Origin of the sequence: Mycobacterium sp. 852002-53434_SCH5985345, assembly GCF_001667155.1 — a bacterium.
Taxonomy (GTDB): domain Bacteria; phylum Actinomycetota; class Actinomycetes; order Mycobacteriales; family Mycobacteriaceae; genus Mycobacterium.
The window spans coordinates 22,133-36,852 of sequence record NZ_LZIE01000094.1 but is presented as its reverse complement, the minus strand read 5'-3'; the positions used below and the strand labels follow the sequence as shown (position 1 = coordinate 36,852).

The 14,720-nt window shown below is 69.7% G+C and carries 16 protein-coding genes; 6 read left to right on the top strand and 10 right to left on the bottom strand.

What is annotated here, in order from left to right:
* Positions 1-3: 3 nt before the first annotated feature.
* The 7 genes from A5756_RS23905 to A5756_RS23875 are packed head-to-tail and all read right to left on the bottom strand — an operon-like array spanning position 4 to position 6,260.
* The gene (locus A5756_RS23905; protein ID WP_066958214.1) at positions 4-351 is read right to left on the bottom strand and encodes a metal-sulfur cluster assembly factor; all 348 of its coding nucleotides are present in this window, start codon (positions 349-351) and stop codon (positions 4-6) included.
* Positions 326-826 (bottom strand): Fe-S cluster assembly sulfur transfer protein SufU, encoded by a 501-nt coding sequence (sufU, locus tag A5756_RS23900; RefSeq protein ID WP_066958212.1) that lies wholly within the window; start codon positions 824-826, stop codon positions 326-328. Before sufU ends, A5756_RS23905 begins: the two co-directional genes overlap by 26 nt.
* A complete protein-coding gene (locus A5756_RS23895) occupies positions 823-2,070 on the bottom strand; it encodes a cysteine desulfurase (RefSeq protein WP_066958209.1) in 1,248 nt (415 codons plus the stop codon). Before A5756_RS23895 ends, sufU begins: the two co-directional genes overlap by 4 nt.
* A 2-nt stretch (positions 2,071-2,072) precedes the next feature.
* Positions 2,073-2,855: a Fe-S cluster assembly ATPase SufC gene (gene sufC, locus A5756_RS23890; protein ID WP_066958206.1), complete on the bottom strand. Its 783-nt coding sequence runs from the start codon at positions 2,853-2,855 to the stop codon at positions 2,073-2,075.
* The gene (sufD, locus tag A5756_RS23885; protein WP_066958204.1) at positions 2,852-4,018 is read right to left on the bottom strand and encodes a Fe-S cluster assembly protein SufD; all 1,167 of its coding nucleotides are present in this window, start codon (positions 4,016-4,018) and stop codon (positions 2,852-2,854) included. The genes sufC and sufD overlap by 4 nt, the downstream gene beginning before the upstream one ends.
* The gene (gene sufB, locus A5756_RS23880) at positions 4,015-5,475 is read right to left on the bottom strand and encodes a Fe-S cluster assembly protein SufB (protein ID WP_066958201.1); all 1,461 of its coding nucleotides are present in this window, start codon (positions 5,473-5,475) and stop codon (positions 4,015-4,017) included. Before sufB ends, sufD begins: the two co-directional genes overlap by 4 nt.
* A complete protein-coding gene (locus tag A5756_RS23875; protein ID WP_082948051.1) occupies positions 5,472-6,260 on the bottom strand; it encodes a metalloregulator ArsR/SmtB family transcription factor in 789 nt (262 codons plus the stop codon). Before A5756_RS23875 ends, sufB begins: the two co-directional genes overlap by 4 nt.
* A gap of 126 nt (positions 6,261-6,386) precedes the next feature.
* Between A5756_RS23875 and A5756_RS23870 the strand changes: the two genes are divergently transcribed.
* A complete protein-coding gene (locus tag A5756_RS23870) occupies positions 6,387-6,677 on the top strand; it encodes a hypothetical protein (protein ID WP_066958195.1) in 291 nt (96 codons plus the stop codon).
* A 42-nt stretch (positions 6,678-6,719) separates the two neighbouring features.
* Here A5756_RS23870 and A5756_RS23865 read toward each other — a convergent pair whose 3' ends face one another.
* Positions 6,720-7,550 (bottom strand): HugZ family protein, encoded by an 831-nt coding sequence (locus A5756_RS23865; protein WP_066958192.1) that lies wholly within the window; start codon positions 7,548-7,550, stop codon positions 6,720-6,722.
* An 87-nt stretch (positions 7,551-7,637) separates the two neighbouring features.
* On the opposite strand from A5756_RS23865, the gene mptB reads away from it, so the two are divergent.
* From mptB to A5756_RS23845, 4 genes are all read left to right on the top strand, one after another.
* Positions 7,638-9,350: a polyprenol phosphomannose-dependent alpha 1,6 mannosyltransferase MptB gene (gene mptB, locus A5756_RS23860; protein WP_066958281.1), complete on the top strand. Its 1,713-nt coding sequence runs from the start codon at positions 7,638-7,640 to the stop codon at positions 9,348-9,350.
* Positions 9,347-10,282, top strand: coding sequence for an ABC transporter ATP-binding protein (locus A5756_RS23855; RefSeq protein WP_197505310.1), 936 nt, complete (start codon positions 9,347-9,349; stop codon positions 10,280-10,282). Before mptB ends, A5756_RS23855 begins: the two co-directional genes overlap by 4 nt.
* Positions 10,279-11,058 carry an ABC transporter permease gene (locus tag A5756_RS23850; RefSeq protein WP_066958188.1) on the top strand — a complete coding sequence of 260 codons (780 nt, stop codon included), beginning with the start codon at positions 10,279-10,281 and terminating at the stop codon, positions 11,056-11,058. The genes A5756_RS23855 and A5756_RS23850 overlap by 4 nt, the downstream gene beginning before the upstream one ends.
* Positions 11,059-11,198: 140 nt before the next feature.
* The gene (locus A5756_RS23845) at positions 11,199-12,143 is read left to right on the top strand and encodes a heme A synthase (RefSeq protein ID WP_197505824.1); all 945 of its coding nucleotides are present in this window, start codon (positions 11,199-11,201) and stop codon (positions 12,141-12,143) included.
* On the opposite strand, the gene A5756_RS23840 is transcribed toward A5756_RS23845, so the two are convergent.
* Complete coding sequence (locus tag A5756_RS23840; protein WP_066958184.1) at positions 12,093-12,764, bottom strand: hypothetical protein; 672 nt, start codon at positions 12,762-12,764, stop codon at positions 12,093-12,095. The two genes, A5756_RS23845 and A5756_RS23840, sit on opposite strands and share 51 nt — an antisense overlap.
* Positions 12,765-12,783: 19 nt before the next feature.
* On the opposite strand from A5756_RS23840, the gene A5756_RS23835 reads away from it, so the two are divergent.
* Positions 12,784-13,758, top strand: coding sequence for a quinone oxidoreductase (locus tag A5756_RS23835; RefSeq protein WP_066958182.1), 975 nt, complete (start codon positions 12,784-12,786; stop codon positions 13,756-13,758).
* A 9-nt stretch (positions 13,759-13,767) separates the two neighbouring features.
* Here the strand turns inward: A5756_RS23835 and A5756_RS23830 are convergent, their stop codons facing one another.
* A complete protein-coding gene (locus A5756_RS23830) occupies positions 13,768-14,697 on the bottom strand; it encodes a heme o synthase (RefSeq protein ID WP_066958179.1) in 930 nt (309 codons plus the stop codon).
* Positions 14,698-14,720: the final 23 nt, after the last annotated feature.

The following is a 14,720-nucleotide window of genomic DNA, read 5'->3' as shown; positions in this document are numbered from 1 at the left end:
GCCTCAGACGGTGAACCCGAGGGCACGCAGCTGTTCGCGCCCGTCTTCGGTGATCTTGTCGGGCCCCCACGGCGGGTTCCACACCCAGTTGATCCGCAGCTCGTCGACCAGCCCGCTGCTGACGAGCGCGCTGCGTGACTGGTCCTCGATGACGTCGGTCAGCGGGCAGGCCGCCGAGGTCAACGTCATGTCGATCAGGGCGACGGTTCCCTCGTCGCCCTCTTCCACGTTGAGGCCGTAGACCAGTCCGAGATCGACGACGTTGATGCCCAATTCGGGGTCGACGACGTCGCGCATCGCCTCCTCGAGGTCGGCAAGGAATTCGTCATCCGGTGCGGCGGTCTCGCTCATTTTCTTCCTCCTCGAAGTCCGCGCCCCTGTCAGTGCAAGCCTGCGCCAATGCGTCCTTGAACGCCATCCATCCCAGCAGTGCGCATTTCACCCGGGCCGGGTATTTGGCCACTCCGGCAAAGGCGATCCCGTCGCCCAGGATGTCCTCGTCGCCCTCGATGCTGCCGCGCGAGGACACCATTTCGGTGAATGCGGTCACGGTGTGCAGCGCCTCGGGCACGGTCTGGCCGATCACCTGCTGGGTGAGCACCGAGGTGGCCGCCTGGCTGATCGAGCAGCCTTGGCCGTCATAGGAGACGTCCGCGACGCGCCGGCCGTCGTCGGACAGCGCGACCCGCAGCGTCACCTCGTCACCGCAGACCGGATTGACGTGGTGGACCTGCGCCCCGAACGGGTCCCGCAGCCCGCGGTGCTGCGGATGCTTGTAGTGATCGAGGATCACGTCCTGATACATCTGCTCCAGGCGCACTGTCATTGTCTCCCAAAGAATTCGAGCGCGCGTCGCACTCCGGCCACCAGCCGCTCGACCTCGTCGGGGGTGTTGTAGACGGCGAACGACGCCCGTGCGGTGGCCGCCACGCCGAACCGGCGGTGCAGCGGCATCGCGCAGTGATGCCCCACGCGAACCGCGATGCCGTCGTCGTCGAGCACCTGCCCGACGTCGTGCGCGTGCACGCCGTCGACCACGAAAGAGACGGGCGAGCCACGGTTTTCCATGACGGTCGGCCCGACGATCCGCACGCCGTCGATGCCCGACAGGCCTTGGAGTGCCGCGGCGACCAGCTCGCGCTCGTGCGCCTCGACAGCGTCCATGCCGATGGCGCCCAAATATCTTGCGGCCGCGCCCAACCCGACGACCTGGGAGGTCATCGGCGTGCCGGCCTCGAACCGTTGCGGCGCGGGCGCGTAGGTCGACGCCTCCATCGTCACCGTCTCGATCATCGACCCACCGGTGAGAAACGGCGGCAGCTGCGACAGCACCTCGCGACGGGCGTAAAGCACGCCCACCCCGTTGGGCGCCAACATCTTATGACCGGAGAAGGCGGCGAAGTCGACGCCGAGCGCGTGCAGGTCGACCGGCTGGTGGGGCACCGACTGGCAGGCGTCCAGCACCGTCACCGCGCCCACCGCGTGAGCGCGCCGGACCAGTTCGGCCACCGGCGCCACAGTGCCCGTAACATTCGAATGATGGCTGAAAGCAACGACTTTCACGCGTTCGTCGAGCTCCAGCGAATCCAGGTCGATGCGCCCGTCGTCGGTAACGCCGTACCAGCGCAGCGTGGCGCCGCTGCGGCGGGCCAGCTCCTGCCACGGGACAATGTTGGCGTGGTGCTCCAGCTCGGTGGTGACGATGACGTCACCGGAGCCCACGGCCCGGTCGAACCGCTTGTCGCCCAACACATATGACGACAGGTTGAGCGCCTCGGTGGCGTTGCGGGTGAACACCAGCTCGTCGGCGTCGGCGCCGACGAACGCGGCGATGTCCGCGCGACCCTGCTCGTAGGCGTCGGTCGCCTCCTCCATCAGCTGGTGCGCACCGCGATGCACCGCGCCGTTGGAGGTGATCAGAAACTCGCGCTCGGCGTCGAGCACCTGCAGCGGGCGCTGGGACGTCGCGCCGGAATCCAGGTACGCCAACTGCTTCCCGCCGCGCATCACGCGCTTCAAGATGGGGAAGTCGGCGCGGATCGCGTCGACGTCCAGTGCTGTCCCCGTCATGGCTAAGCCCCCGCGGCCGCCGCTTCGGTGAAGCGCACGTAGCCGCTCTCCTCGAGCTCGTCGGCCAGCTCCGGGCCGCCGGATTCGACGATTCGCCCGCCGACGAACACGTGCACGAACTGCGGGCGGATGTAGCGCAGGATCCGGGTGTAGTGGGTAATGAGCAGGATGCCGCCGTGCTCCGCCTCGGCGTAGCGATTCACGCCCTCACTGACCACTCGCAGCGCGTCCACGTCCAGGCCGGAGTCGGTCTCGTCGAGGATGGCGATCTTGGGCTTGAGCAAGCCCAGCTGCAGGATCTCGTGGCGCTTCTTCTCGCCGCCGGAAAACCCCTCGTTGACGCTGCGTTCGGCGAACGCCGGGTCGATGTCGAGGTCACCCATGGCGGCCTTGACCTCCTTGACCCAATGCCGCAGTTTCGGCGGCTCGCCGCGGACGGCGGTCGCGGCGCTGCGCAGGAAGTTCGACATCGACACGCCCGGCACCTCGACCGGGTACTGCATGGCCAGGAACAATCCGGCGCGGGCGCGCTCGTCGACGCTCATGTCGAGGACGTTCTGGCCGTCCAGCGTGATCGACCCGGACGTCACCCGGTACTTCGGGTGACCGGCGATCGCGTAGGACAGCGTGGACTTGCCCGAGCCGTTGGGCCCCATCACCGCGTGCGTCTCACCTGAATTCACGGTCAGGTTGACGCCGTTGAGGATGGGGATCTCGCGGCTTCCCTCGGGCGCGTTCGGGTCTTCGACGCTGACGTGCAGGTCTTTGATTTCCAATGTCGTCATGACGCTGTTGTCTTCTCCGTGATTTCCAGTTCGTGTTCGATGGCGGCGGTCAGGCGCTCGCGGATCTCGGGCACGGCGATCTTCGAGATGATCTCGCCGAAGAAGCCGCGCACCACCAGCCGGCGTGCCTGCTCTTCGGGGATGCCACGGGCACGCAGGTAGAACAGTTGCTCGTCGTCGAATCGCCCGGTGGCACTGGCGTGCCCGGCGCCGACGATTTCGCCCGTCTCGATCTCCAGGTTGGGCACCGAGTCGGCCCGCGCCCCGTCGGTGAGCACCAGGTTGCGGTTCACCTCGAAGGTGTCGGTGTCGGTGGCCTCGGCGCGGATCAGCACGTCGCCCACCCAGACCGTGTGCGCGTCGGGCCGCTGCGATGCCGGATCCCCTTGCAGCGCACCCTTGTAGAGCACGTTGGACTTGCAATTGGGCTGCGCATGGTCGACCAGCAGCCGCGACTCCAGGTGCTGCCCGTCGTCGGCGAAGTACAACCCGAGCAGTTCCGCGTCCCCGCCCGGGGCGGCGTACCGCACGTTGGCCGACACCCGCACCACTTCGCCGCCCAGGGTGACGGCGACGTGCCGCAGCACCGCGTCCTTGCCCAGCCTGGCGTGCTGCGCGGACAGGTGAACCATGTCGTCGGCCCAGTCCGCGATCCACACGACGGTGAGCCGGGCGGCGTCGTCGACGATGAATTCGACGTTGTCGGCGTAGGTTCCGCTGCCCCGATGGTCGATCACCACGACCGCCTCGCCGAGTTCGGCGACGCTGATCTGCAGGTGCCCGTACGCCACCGCGCCGGCGCCGGGGCCCGTCACGGTGATGTTGACCGGCTCGGCGATCTGCGTGTCACGCCCGATGCTCACCAGCGTCGCGGAGTTGAACGACGAAAACGCTTGCGCCGCAACGCGGTCGGTGGGCACGCCGCCACGTCCTAGCCGTTCGTCGCCGCGGCGGACGGTCTCGACCTGCACGCCCGGCTGACCACCGACGCTGATCTGCGCCTTGCCGGTCGCCTGAGCCGACCCGTCGTGCAGGCCCCGCAGCCGACGCAGCGGGGTGAACCGCCAGAGTTCGTCGCGGCCGCCGGGCACCTCGAACGCGTCCACGTCAAAGGACGCGAACAACTCACCCTTGTTCAGGGCAGCAGCAGCAGAAGCGGTCATCCGACCGCGCCCTCCATCTGCAGCTCGATGAGCCGGTTGAGCTCGAGCGCGTACTCCATCGGCAGTTCCTTGGCGATCGGCTCGACGAAGCCGCGAACCACCATCGCCATCGCTTCGTCCTCGGTCAGTCCGCGGCTCATCAGGTAGAACAGCTGGTTGTCGCTGACCTTGGACACGGTGGCCTCGTGGCCCATCGTGACGTCGTCCTCGCGGATGTCGACGTAGGGGTAGGTGTCGCTGCGGCTGATCGTATCGACCAGCAGCGCATCGCATTTCACGCTGGAGCGCGACCCGTGCGCGCCCTTGTTCACCTGCACCAGGCCGCGGTAGGACGTGCGGCCACCGCCGCGGGCGACCGACTTGGACACGATGTTGCTCGACGTGTTCGGCGCCAGGTGCAGCATCTTGGCGCCTGCGTCCTGGTGCTGGCCCTCCCCGGCGAAGGCGACCGACAAGACCTCGCCCTTGGCGTGCTCCCCGGTCATCCAGACCGCCGGGTACTTCATGGTCACCTTGGACCCGATGTTGCCGTCGACCCACTCCATGGTGGCGCCGGCCTCGGCGCGGGCCCGCTTGGTGACCAGGTTGTACACGTTGTTCGACCAGTTCTGAATGGTCGTGTAACGGCAACGGCCACCGGGCTTTACGATGATTTCCACCACCGCAGAGTGCAGCGAGTCCGACGTGTAGATGGGGGCGGTGCAGCCCTCCACGTAATGGACATAGGCATTTTCGTCGACGATGATCAGCGTCCGCTCGAACTGGCCCATGTTCTCGGTGTTGATCCGGAAGTAGGCCTGCAGCGGGATGTCGACTTGCACCCCCGGCGGGACGTAGATAAACGAACCGCCACTCCACACCGCGGTGTTGAGCGCGGAGAACTTGTTGTCCCCGGCCGGGATCACGGTGCCGAAGTACTGCTGGAACAGCTCGGGGTGTTCCCGCAACCCGGTGTCGGTGTCGAGGAAGATGACGCCCTGGGCCTCCAGGTCCTCGCGGATCTGGTGGTATACCACCTCGGACTCGTACTGGGCGGCCACACCGGCGACCAGGCGCTGCTTCTCGGCCTCCGGGATGCCCAGCCGGTCGTAGGTGTTCCGGATGTCCTCGGGCAGGTCGTCCCAAGAGGCGGCCTGCTTTTCGGTGGAGCGCACGAAGTACTTGATGTTGTCGAAGTCGATGCCCCCGAGGTCCGAACCCCACGTCGGCATCGGCTTGCGCTCGAAGATGCGCAACGCCTTCAGCCGCGTCTGCAGCATCCATTCGGGCTCGTTCTTCTTCGCCGAGATGTCGCGGACCACCGCCTCGGACAGCCCGCGCTGGGCGCTGGACCCCGCGACGTCGGTGTCCGCCCAGCCGTAGCCGTAGCGGCCCAGCGAGGCGATCGCCTGCTCCTGGGTCAACGGCTCAGCTTCTCCCGCTTTAAAGGCCTTTTGGGCCTCTGGCGTGAGGGTCATAACGACGCTCCTTCGATGCTCGTGGTGTCGCGACGCGGGCTGGGCGCCGGGGTCAGTGGTACGTGGGTGGTGCAGGCGCAGTCCCCGTTGACGATGGTCGCCAACCGCTGCACGTGGGTCCCGAGCACCTCGGCCATGGCCTGCTGCTCGGCCTCGCACAGCTCCGGGAATTCCTCGGCGACGTGCGACACCGGGCAGTGGTGCTGGCAGATCTGCACGCCGTGGATCGGGCCGCCGACCCGTGTCGTGGTGGCGACGTAGCCGGCCTTGGTCAGCGCGCCGGCCACCCGTTCGGCGGCCGCCTCGACCTCGGCGTCGTCGTCGCTGTCCGCCGCGGGCACGCCGGACAGGATCGCGTCGATGCGGCGCCGGGCGAACGTGCGGACGGCGTCCTCCCCGCCGATCTCGCGCAGCTGCCGCATGGCGGCCGACGCGAGGTCGTCGTAGGCGTGCTCGAGCTTGGCGCGGCCCGCCGCGGTGAGCCGGAAACGCTTGGCGGGGCGCCCGCGCCCCACCTGCTGCCAGGACGCGGCGGGCACCGCCTCGGCGTCGCCCGCCTCGATCAGGGCGTCGAGATGGCGCCGCACGCCGGCGGCCGTCAACCCGAGCCGCTCGCCGATCTCGCCGGCGGTGATCGATCCAGACTCCACCAGCAGGCCCACGATGGCGCGCCGGGTGTGACCGTCCCGCACCGCGGCGGCCGCTGCACCCACGGCAGCGTCGTCGAGGTCGGTTCGGATTTTCACAACACCAGTGTGACGCAATTCCGGGGATCGGTCCACCAAGGGTGCCCTGAGCGGCCGTTGCGCTGGTCACACCCGCCCACTTTGGGACCTTCGCCCATAGTGGCCGAACCCCCGCGCCGAATAGCGTCGGCGGTGGTATTGAAAACTCCCAAAGAAGGAATTGACATGGCTCAGACGACTGAATCGAAGTCCGTCGCATCGTATTCGACCGACCTGCTCGACGAGGTACGCGAGTCGGCAAAAGCCGGCCAGCACGCCGCGGCGGAGGCGCTTCGGGCGTTCCACAAGACCCTTGACGAGGCAATCCCGGAGGCAGTGCAACCGCTGCGCACCAAGATTGTCGACGCCGCTATCGAACTGGCGGACAAGCTCGTCGCCGCCCAGTATCAGTTCAACCGCAGGCTGGTCTCGACCGCGGACCGGGCGCTGAGCAAGGCCGACGGCGAACGGAAGTAGCCAGGGCGGGGGCCTTTCGCCGGCTCGTGTCAGTGCTGCGGATCAAACGCCTTCATGCGGGCCGTGTTCGTCGACAGCCTGGTCCGCGGCACGGGCTAATGCCGCTGTGGCCGAACGCAATTCGTTGGCGGATTCCAGCCTTGCGGGAAACCCGATCCGGGCGTAGGCCACGCCGCGGGGGGTGTGCACCCGCAGGTCCAGGCCGTAGCGGTCGACGCCGGTACACAAAGCGGTCCCGGTGTCGGGGTAGCCGCCGAAGATTCGGGCCATGGCGGCCAGGGAGTCGGCGTGGTCGGCGTTGAGATGCGCGAGGGCCCAGGCCGCCACGGGCGCAACCGGATCCGGGGAGGCGGCCGCGTACTGATCGCCGGTGGCCGAGTCCATCCGACCGTATCCACCTACCCAGCGCACCCGCTGAACCCGTAACACCCACAGGCTGAAGTCGCTGAAGTCCAGGTAGTGCCGGGCGGCGGGGACCGCCGTCAGGAATGCCGCCCGGGCGTCGCCGTGCTCGGAGCCCGTGGGCTCGGCGGCCGTCCCGGCCAGCGTGATTCGGCTGCCGGCCAGCGGGTCGGTGTCGTCGGTCGCCGCCACGATCGACAGGCTGGCCCTCGGGTCTCGCGCGAGGTTGCGGCCGTGCTCGGCCAGACTCGAGACGCACAGCACGGGCATCCCGTCCAGCAGTCCATAGGCCACCAACGACGCCCACGGGTCGCCGTCAGCGGTCAACGTGGCCAGCGTGGCGGCGTTGGTGGCGGCGGCGATGCTGCGGGCCTGCTCCGCCGCGGACGGGCGGGCGGCGTTAGTCGGCGGGCGCAGGGGTGTCGGCGCGGAGGGTGCGTCCCCGGGGTCGCCATGGTCGCGAATCGCCACGAAGGCGAGGCTAGCGCGAAGGGCGTTGCGCTGGTCACACCCGGGTTGGCCGGGGTGCCGGCCCGCCCCGACGGCTACGCTGCTCTGATGGCAGCCCGCCACCACGTGCTGAGCTCGTCGATCGCCAGCTTGCATGGCGACGAGCAGGCGGTGGGCACGCCGCTGAACGACACCGAGCTCACCGCGCTGCAGCGCACCCGGCTGTTCGGGGCCACCGGCACCGTCCTGATGGCGATCGGCGCGCTGGGCGCCGGGGCCCGGCCCGTCGTGCAGGACCCCACCTTCGGGGTGCGGTTGCTCAACCTGCCGTCGCGGATTCAGACGGTGTCGCTGACGATGACGACGACCGGCGCGGTCATGATGGCGCTGGCCTGGCTGATGCTCGGCCGGTTCGCGTTGGGCAACCGGCGAATGTCCCGGGGCGACCTGGACCGCACCCTGTTGCTGTGGACGCTTCCGCTGTTGATCGCGCCGCCGATGTACAGCAAGGACGTCTACTCCTACCTGGCCCAGAGCCAGATCTCCCTGGAAGGACTCGACCCGTACCGGGTGGGGCCGGCGTCCGGGCTCGGCCTGTCGCACGTCTTCACGCTGTCGGTCCCCACGCTGTGGCGGGAGACGCCGGCGCCCTACGGCCCGCTCTTCCTGTGGATCGGGCGCGGCATCTCGGCGGTCACCGGGGAGAACATCGTCGCCGCCGTGCTGTGTCACCGGTTGGTGGAGCTGATCGGGGTGGGGTTGATCGTGTGGGCGACCCCGCGGCTGGCCCGGCGATGCGGCGTCGCCGAGGTCAGCGCGCTGTGGCTGGGCGCGGCCAATCCGCTGCTGATCATGCATCTGGTCGCCGGCGTGCACAACGAGGCGCTGATGCTCGGGCTGATGCTCGCGGGGGCCGAATTCGCGCTGCGGGGCATCGACTCTCCGCGGCTGTTGCCGGCCTCCTGGCGGCCGGGTCCCGACTGGGAGCCGCTGGGCACGCTGCTGGCCGGCGCCGTCTTGATCACGCTGTCGTCGCAGGTGAAACTGCCGTCGATGCTGGCGCTCGGGTTCGTCACGATGGCGCTGGCCTACCGCTGCGGGGGCAACCTGCGGGCGCTGCTGCTGGCGGGCGGCGCGATGACGACGCTGTCGCTGGCGGTGATGGCGGCGGTCGGCTGGGCCAGCGGCCTCGGGTTCGGCTGGATCAACACGCTCGGCACGGCGAACGTCGTCCGCAGCTGGATGTCGCCGCCCACCCTGCTCGCCCTGGGCACCGGGCAGGTCGGGATCCTGCTGGGATTCGGCGATCACACCACCGCGGTGCTGGGGCTCACCCGCGCCATCGGCGTGCTGATCATCACGGTGATGGTGGGCTGGCTGCTGGTGGCCGTCTTCCGCGGCCGGTTGCACCCTATCGGCGGCCTCGGCGTGGCGCTGGGCGTCACGGTGCTGCTGTTTCCCGTCGTACAGCCCTGGTACCTGCTGTGGGCGATCATTCCGCTGGCCGCCTGGGCGACCCGCAGCGGATTCCGGGCGGCGGTCATCGTCATCACCCTCGTCGTCGGCATCTTCGGCCCGACGGCCAACGGGGACCGCTTCGCGCTCTTCCAGATCGTCGACGCCACTTTGGCGAGCACCGTCATCGTCGCGGCGCTCATCGCGCTGACGTACGCCCGCTTGCCGTGGCGGCGGCTCCCGACCGAGGGTGCCGAAGCGCCGGAGACGGCCGCCGAAACCGCGCCCGCGCCCGAGAACGCTGCCGCCCCCCTGGCCACCCCTCGTTCCCAGGCGGTGCCCGACGCCTACGCTGATTCCACGTGAGCTCGGACGTTCCTGAAACAGTCGTGCGACTGCGCGGGGTTAGCAAGCACTACGGATCCACCACGGCCGTCGCCGATCTCGACCTCGAGGTGCACGCCGCCGAAGTGCTCGCGCTGCTGGGCCCCAACGGCGCCGGCAAGACCACGACGGTCGAAATGTGCGAAGGCTTCGTGCGCCCGGACGCCGGCACCATCGAGGTGCTCGGGCTGGACCCGATCGCCGACAACACCCGCCTGCGCACCCGCATCGGGGTGATGTTGCAGGGCGGTGGCGGCTACCCCAGCGCACGGGCGGGCGAAATGCTCAACCTGGTCGCCTCCTACGCCGCCGACCCGCTGGACCCGGCGTGGCTGCTGGACACCCTGGGCCTCACCGATGCCGCCCGTACCACCTACCGGCGGCTGTCCGGCGGGCAGCAACAGCGGCTCGCGCTCGCGTGCGCGCTGGTCGGCCGCCCCGAACTGGTCTTCCTCGACGAACCGACCGCGGGCATGGATGCGCACGCCCGGCTGCTGGTGTGGGAACTGATCGACGCGCTGCGCCGCGACGGCGTGACGGTGCTGTTGACCACCCATCAGCTCAAGGAGGCCGAGGAGCTCGCCGATCGGCTGGTCATCATCGACCACGGGAAAACGGTGGCCGCCGGCACACCGACGGAGCTGATGCGCAGCGGCGCGAAGGACGAGCTGCGGTTCACCGCGCCGCCGCGGCTCGACCTGTCGCTGCTGACCGCCGCCCTGCCGGAGGACTACCGCGCCAGCGAGGTGACGCCCGGCGAGTATCTGGTCGAGGGCCCGGTCGACCCGCAGGTGCTGGCCACCGTGACGGCGTGGTGCGCGCGGATCGACGTGCTGGCCACCGACATGCGCGTCGAGCAGCGCAGCCTCGAGGATGTGTTCCTCGACCTCACCGGCAGGAAGTTGCGGCAGTGACCCAATCGAACGTCTTCCCCGCGGGGACCTTCACCCCCGACCCGCGACCCAGCACGGTTCCGCGGATGCTGGCCGCGCAGTTCGGCCTCGAGCTCAAGCTGCTGCTGCGCAACGGCGAGCAGCTGCTGCTGACCATGTTCATCCCGATCACGCTCCTGATCGGGCTCACGCTGCTGCCGTTCGGCTCCTTCGGGCACAACCGCGCCGCCACCTTCGTCCCGGCCATCATGGCCCTCGCGGTCATCTCGACCGCCTTCACCGGGCAGGCCATCGCGGTCGCCTTCGACCGCCGCTACGGCGCGCTCAAGCGGTTGGGGGCGACCCCGCTGCCGGTCTGGGGCATCATCGCCGGCAAGTCGCTGGCCGTGGTCACCGTGGTGTTCCTGCAGGCAATTCTGTTGGGCGCCATCGGGTTTGCGCTGGGCTGGCGGCCCGCCCTGGCCGCGTTGGCGTTGGGCGCGGCGGTCATCGCGCTGGGCACCGCGGGCTTCACCGCCCTCGGACTGTTGCTGGGCGGGACGCTGCGGGCCGAGATCGTGCTCGCGGTCGCCAACCTGCTGTGGTTCGTCTTCGCCGGGCTCGGCGCGCTAACGGTGGAATCCGGGATGATCCCGACCGGCGTCAAGTGGGCGGCCCGGCTCACCCCGTCGGGCGCGCTGACCGAGGCGCTGTCGCGGGCGATGGTCCTGTCGGTCGACTGGTTCGGCGTCCTCGTCCTGGCGGCGTGGGGTGCGCTCGCGGCGCTGGCGGCGCTGCGCTGGTTCCGGTTCACCTGACCGGGCTGCGAGATTGCCGCCATGGTCGTGGTCGGCGCCGCCAGAACAGCCGTCACGGCAATCTCGACGACGCAAGGGTTTACTACAGGACGTAGTTTTCGTTGGCCTACCATCGGGCCATGCCCGTGGGACGAACGCTGATGCGGTTGGTGGACCTCCTGCCCAATCCGAGCGTGCGTGTCCAGCGCCTCGTCGCCGCGGCCGTCATCCTCACCCAGGGCGGTATCGCCGTCACCGGGGCGATCGTCCGGGTCACCGCGTCGGGGCTGGGTTGTCCTACCTGGCCGCAATGCTTTCCGGGCAGCTTCGTCCCGGTCGCGCACGCAGAGGTGCCGCGCGTGCACCAGGCGGTCGAGTTCGGCAATCGCATGATCACCTTCGCGGTGGTCGTCGCCGCGGCGCTGGCCGTGTTGGCCGTGACCCGGGCCCGCCGACGCCGGGAAGTCCTGGTGTACGCGTGGCTGATGCCGGTGTCGACGGTGGTACAGGCCGTCATCGGCGGCATCACCGTGCGTACCGGGCTGCTGTGGTGGACGGTGGCCATCCACCTGCTCACCTCGATGACGATGGTGTGGCTGTCGGTGCTCCTCTACGTCAAGATCGGCGAGCCCGATGGGGACCGGACCGGAGTGATGCGCCGGCCCGTCCCCCGGCCGTTGCGCGCCCTGACGGCGCTGATCGGCCTGGACCTGGCCGTGGTGCTGGTCACCGGCACGCTGGTGACGGCCGCCGGACCGCACGCGGGTGACCGCAGCCCCACCCGCACCGTGCCGCGCCTCAAGATCGCCGTCGACACCCTGGTCCACGCGCACTCCTCGCTGCTGGTCGCCTACCTCGCGCTGCTGGTCGGGCTGGGCTTCGGCCTGCTGGCGGTGCGCGCCGGCCGGCCCATCCTGCGGCGCCTGTTCGTACTGCTGGCCCTGGTGTGCGCGCAGGCCGCGGTCGGCACCGCCCAGTACTTCACCGGGGTGCCCGCCGCGCTGGTCGCCCTGCACGTGGCCGGGGCCGCGGCGTGCACGGCGGCGACCGCCGCGCTATGGGCGTCGATGCGAGAACGGGCCGAGCCCGAGCCGCTCGCAGGCTGACTCCACGGCCAGCGCGAAATCGCGCTGGGCGCGTTCGCGGGTGGCGGCGTCCAGGTGCCGCCAGCCCAGCGCCGGCGCGACGAGGTCGAGCCGCACCAGCCGATCCCCGGCCACGTCGGCGCGCGCGTAGAGCAGGTCGCGCACGGCGATTCCGGCGCGATCCGCGGCCACCGCGAGCGCGGTGTAGCCGAGGTCCCACGCTTCGAACTCCGGCTCGTCCGGCCAGGCGTGCGACTGCTTGCCGCCCAGGAAGATCAACGCCGACTGCGTTACGGCACGCCGCCCGCCAAGGACAGTCGGCACCCCGGCGTCGTCCAGGTCGCGCAGGTACCGCTCATCGAGGTTCCAAGCGACCGCGTCGGGCGGGTTGAGCAGGTGGCGCACCCGCCGCGTCCAGGCCGAGAATTCGGCGCGCCGGTCCGGATCGTCCGCGGTCGCACGCAGGATGACCAGGTCAGCGCGCGCGACCTCGGGGTCGTCCCAGGACCGCCAGCGGGCGTGCAGCCCACGCGTTCGCAGCGCGGGCACCAGCCCGCTGTCGTCGGGGTCGCCGCCCGCGCGCCCGGGAGGACCCGCCAGCACGATGCGGGGATGGAAGATGTCCGGACGGGCGAGTTTCATGCCCGGGCATGATAAGCACATGCACGCAATCGAAGTCAGCGAAACCGGCGGCCCCGAGGTGTTGCGCTACATCGACGCGCCCCAGCCCACGCCGGGATCCGGCGAGGTGTTGATCAAGGCCGAGGCGATCGGCGTCAACTACATCGACACCTACTTTCGCTCGGGCCAGTACCCGCGCGAGTTGCCGTTCATCCTGGGTTCGGAATTGTGCGGCACCGTCGCCGCGGCGGGTGACGGCGTCGACGGTTTCCGCGTCGGCGACCGGGTGGTCAGCGCGTCGGCGTCGGGCGGTTACGCCGAATTCGCCGCCGCCCCAGCGACTTTGACGGCACATGTGCCGGACGGCGTGAGCTCCGACGTGGCGGCTTCGGTGCTGCTGAAAGGCCTGACCGCGCACTACCTGCTCAAGTCGGTGTATCCGGTGCAGGCCGGCGACACCATCCTGGTGCACGCCGGAGCCGGCGGCGTCGGGTTGATCCTGACGCAGTGGGCCCACCTGCTCGGCGCCCGGGTCATCACCACGGTCTCCACCCCGGAGAAGGCCCGAATGTCCCGGCAGGCCGGCGCCGACCAGGTGCTGTCCTACCCCGACGACGCGGACGAGTTCGGCCGGCAGATTCGCGGGCTCACCGACGGCGCCGGCGTCGAGGCCGTATACGACGGCGTGGGCGCCACGACGTTCGACGCCAGCCTGGCCAGCCTGGCCGTGCGGGGGACGCTGGCGCTGTTCGGGGCGGCCAGCGGGCCCGTTGCCCTGTTCGACCCGCAGCGCCTCAACGCCGCCGGCTCGGTGATCCTGACCCGGCCGTCGCTGGCGCACTTCATCCGCACCGGCCAGGAATTCAGCTGGCGGGCCGAGGAATTGTTCGACGCGATCGCCGGCGGGGCCATCACCGTCGAAGTCGGCGGACGCTATCCGCTTGCGGAAGCCACGCGCGCGCATCAGGACCTGCAGGGCCGCAAGACCGCCGGCTCCATCGTGCTGCTGCCCTGAGGCGCGGCGTCAGAACAAGTGCGGCAGCGCGATGACCGAGTCGACCGCCAATGCGCAGAACACCACCGCGAGGTAGTTGTTCGATTGCAGGAACAACCGCAGCGGCTTGACGGGCTCGCCGGCGCGGACCCCGGCGTTCAGCTGGTGCGCCATCGCCAGGAACCACACCCCGGCGACCACGGCGACCGCCGCGTAGAGCCAGCCGGCGGCCAGCGCCAGCGCCAGCGTCGCCGCCACCGTCAGCCAGGTGTAGATCAGGATCTGCTTGGTGACCTGACGCTCGGTCGCGACGGCGGGCAGCATCGGCACGCCGGCCGCTTTGTAATCGTCCTTGTAACGCATCGCCAGCGCCCAGGTGTGCGGCGGCGTCCAGAAGAAGATGATGGCGAACATCACCAGCGCCTGCCAGCCGATGGTGCCGGTGACGGCCGACCAGCCGATCATCACGGGCATGCAGCCGGCGGCGCCGCCCCACACGACGTTCTGCGACGTGCGCCGCTTGAGCAGCAGCGTGTAGACCAGCACGTAGAAGGCGATGGTGGCGCCGGCCAGGTGTGCCGACAGCATGTTCGTCGTCCACCACAGCCAGAAGAACGACGCCACCGACAGCGCCAACCCGAACACCAGCGCGTGGCTGCGCGGGACCGCGGCCCTGGCCAGCGGCCGCCGCGCCGTGCGCTTCATCACCTTGTCGATGTCGGCGTCGGCCACGCAGTTGAGGGTGTTGGCTCCCCCGGCGGCCAGCATCCCGCCGACCAACGTGTTGAGGATCAGCAGCGGGTTCACGGCGCCGCGGTGGGCAAGCAGCATGGCCGGGATGGTGGTGACGAGCAGCAGCTCGATGACCCGCGGCTTGGTCAGTGCCAGATACGCCAGCACCGTGCCCTGTACTCGGCTCGGTACTTCTCGACTCGGGATCACGCGCCCGCGAACGCTCACGCAATAACTCCTTGGGGTCGCAG

Bases quoted from the DNA above. Each gene is read 5' to 3' on its own strand.
- sufD (WP_066958204.1), bottom strand. From the start codon at position 4,018: ATGACCGCTTCTGCTGCTGCTGCCCTGAACAAGGGTGAGTTGTTCGCG.
- A5756_RS23845 (WP_197505824.1), top strand. From the start codon at position 11,199: ATGCGGTTGGTGGACCTCCTGCCCAATCCGAGCGTGCGTGTCCAGCGC.
- sufB (WP_066958201.1), bottom strand. From the start codon at position 5,475: ATGACCCTCACGCCAGAGGCCCAAAAGGCCTTTAAAGCGGGAGAAGCT.
- A5756_RS23870 (WP_066958195.1), top strand. From the start codon at position 6,387: ATGGCTCAGACGACTGAATCGAAGTCCGTCGCATCGTATTCGACCGAC.
- mptB (WP_066958281.1), top strand. From the start codon at position 7,638: ATGGCAGCCCGCCACCACGTGCTGAGCTCGTCGATCGCCAGCTTGCAT.
- A5756_RS23905 (WP_066958214.1), bottom strand. From the start codon at position 351: ATGAGCGAGACCGCCGCACCGGATGACGAATTCCTTGCCGACCTCGAG.
- sufC (WP_066958206.1), bottom strand. From the start codon at position 2,855: ATGACGACATTGGAAATCAAAGACCTGCACGTCAGCGTCGAAGACCCG.
- A5756_RS23835 (WP_066958182.1), top strand. From the start codon at position 12,784: ATGCACGCAATCGAAGTCAGCGAAACCGGCGGCCCCGAGGTGTTGCGC.
- A5756_RS23840 (WP_066958184.1), bottom strand. From the start codon at position 12,764: ATGAAACTCGCCCGTCCGGACATCTTCCATCCCCGCATCGTGCTGGCG.
- A5756_RS23895 (WP_066958209.1), bottom strand. From the start codon at position 2,070: ATGACGGGGACAGCACTGGACGTCGACGCGATCCGCGCCGACTTCCCC.
- sufU (WP_066958212.1), bottom strand. From the start codon at position 826: ATGACAGTGCGCCTGGAGCAGATGTATCAGGACGTGATCCTCGATCAC.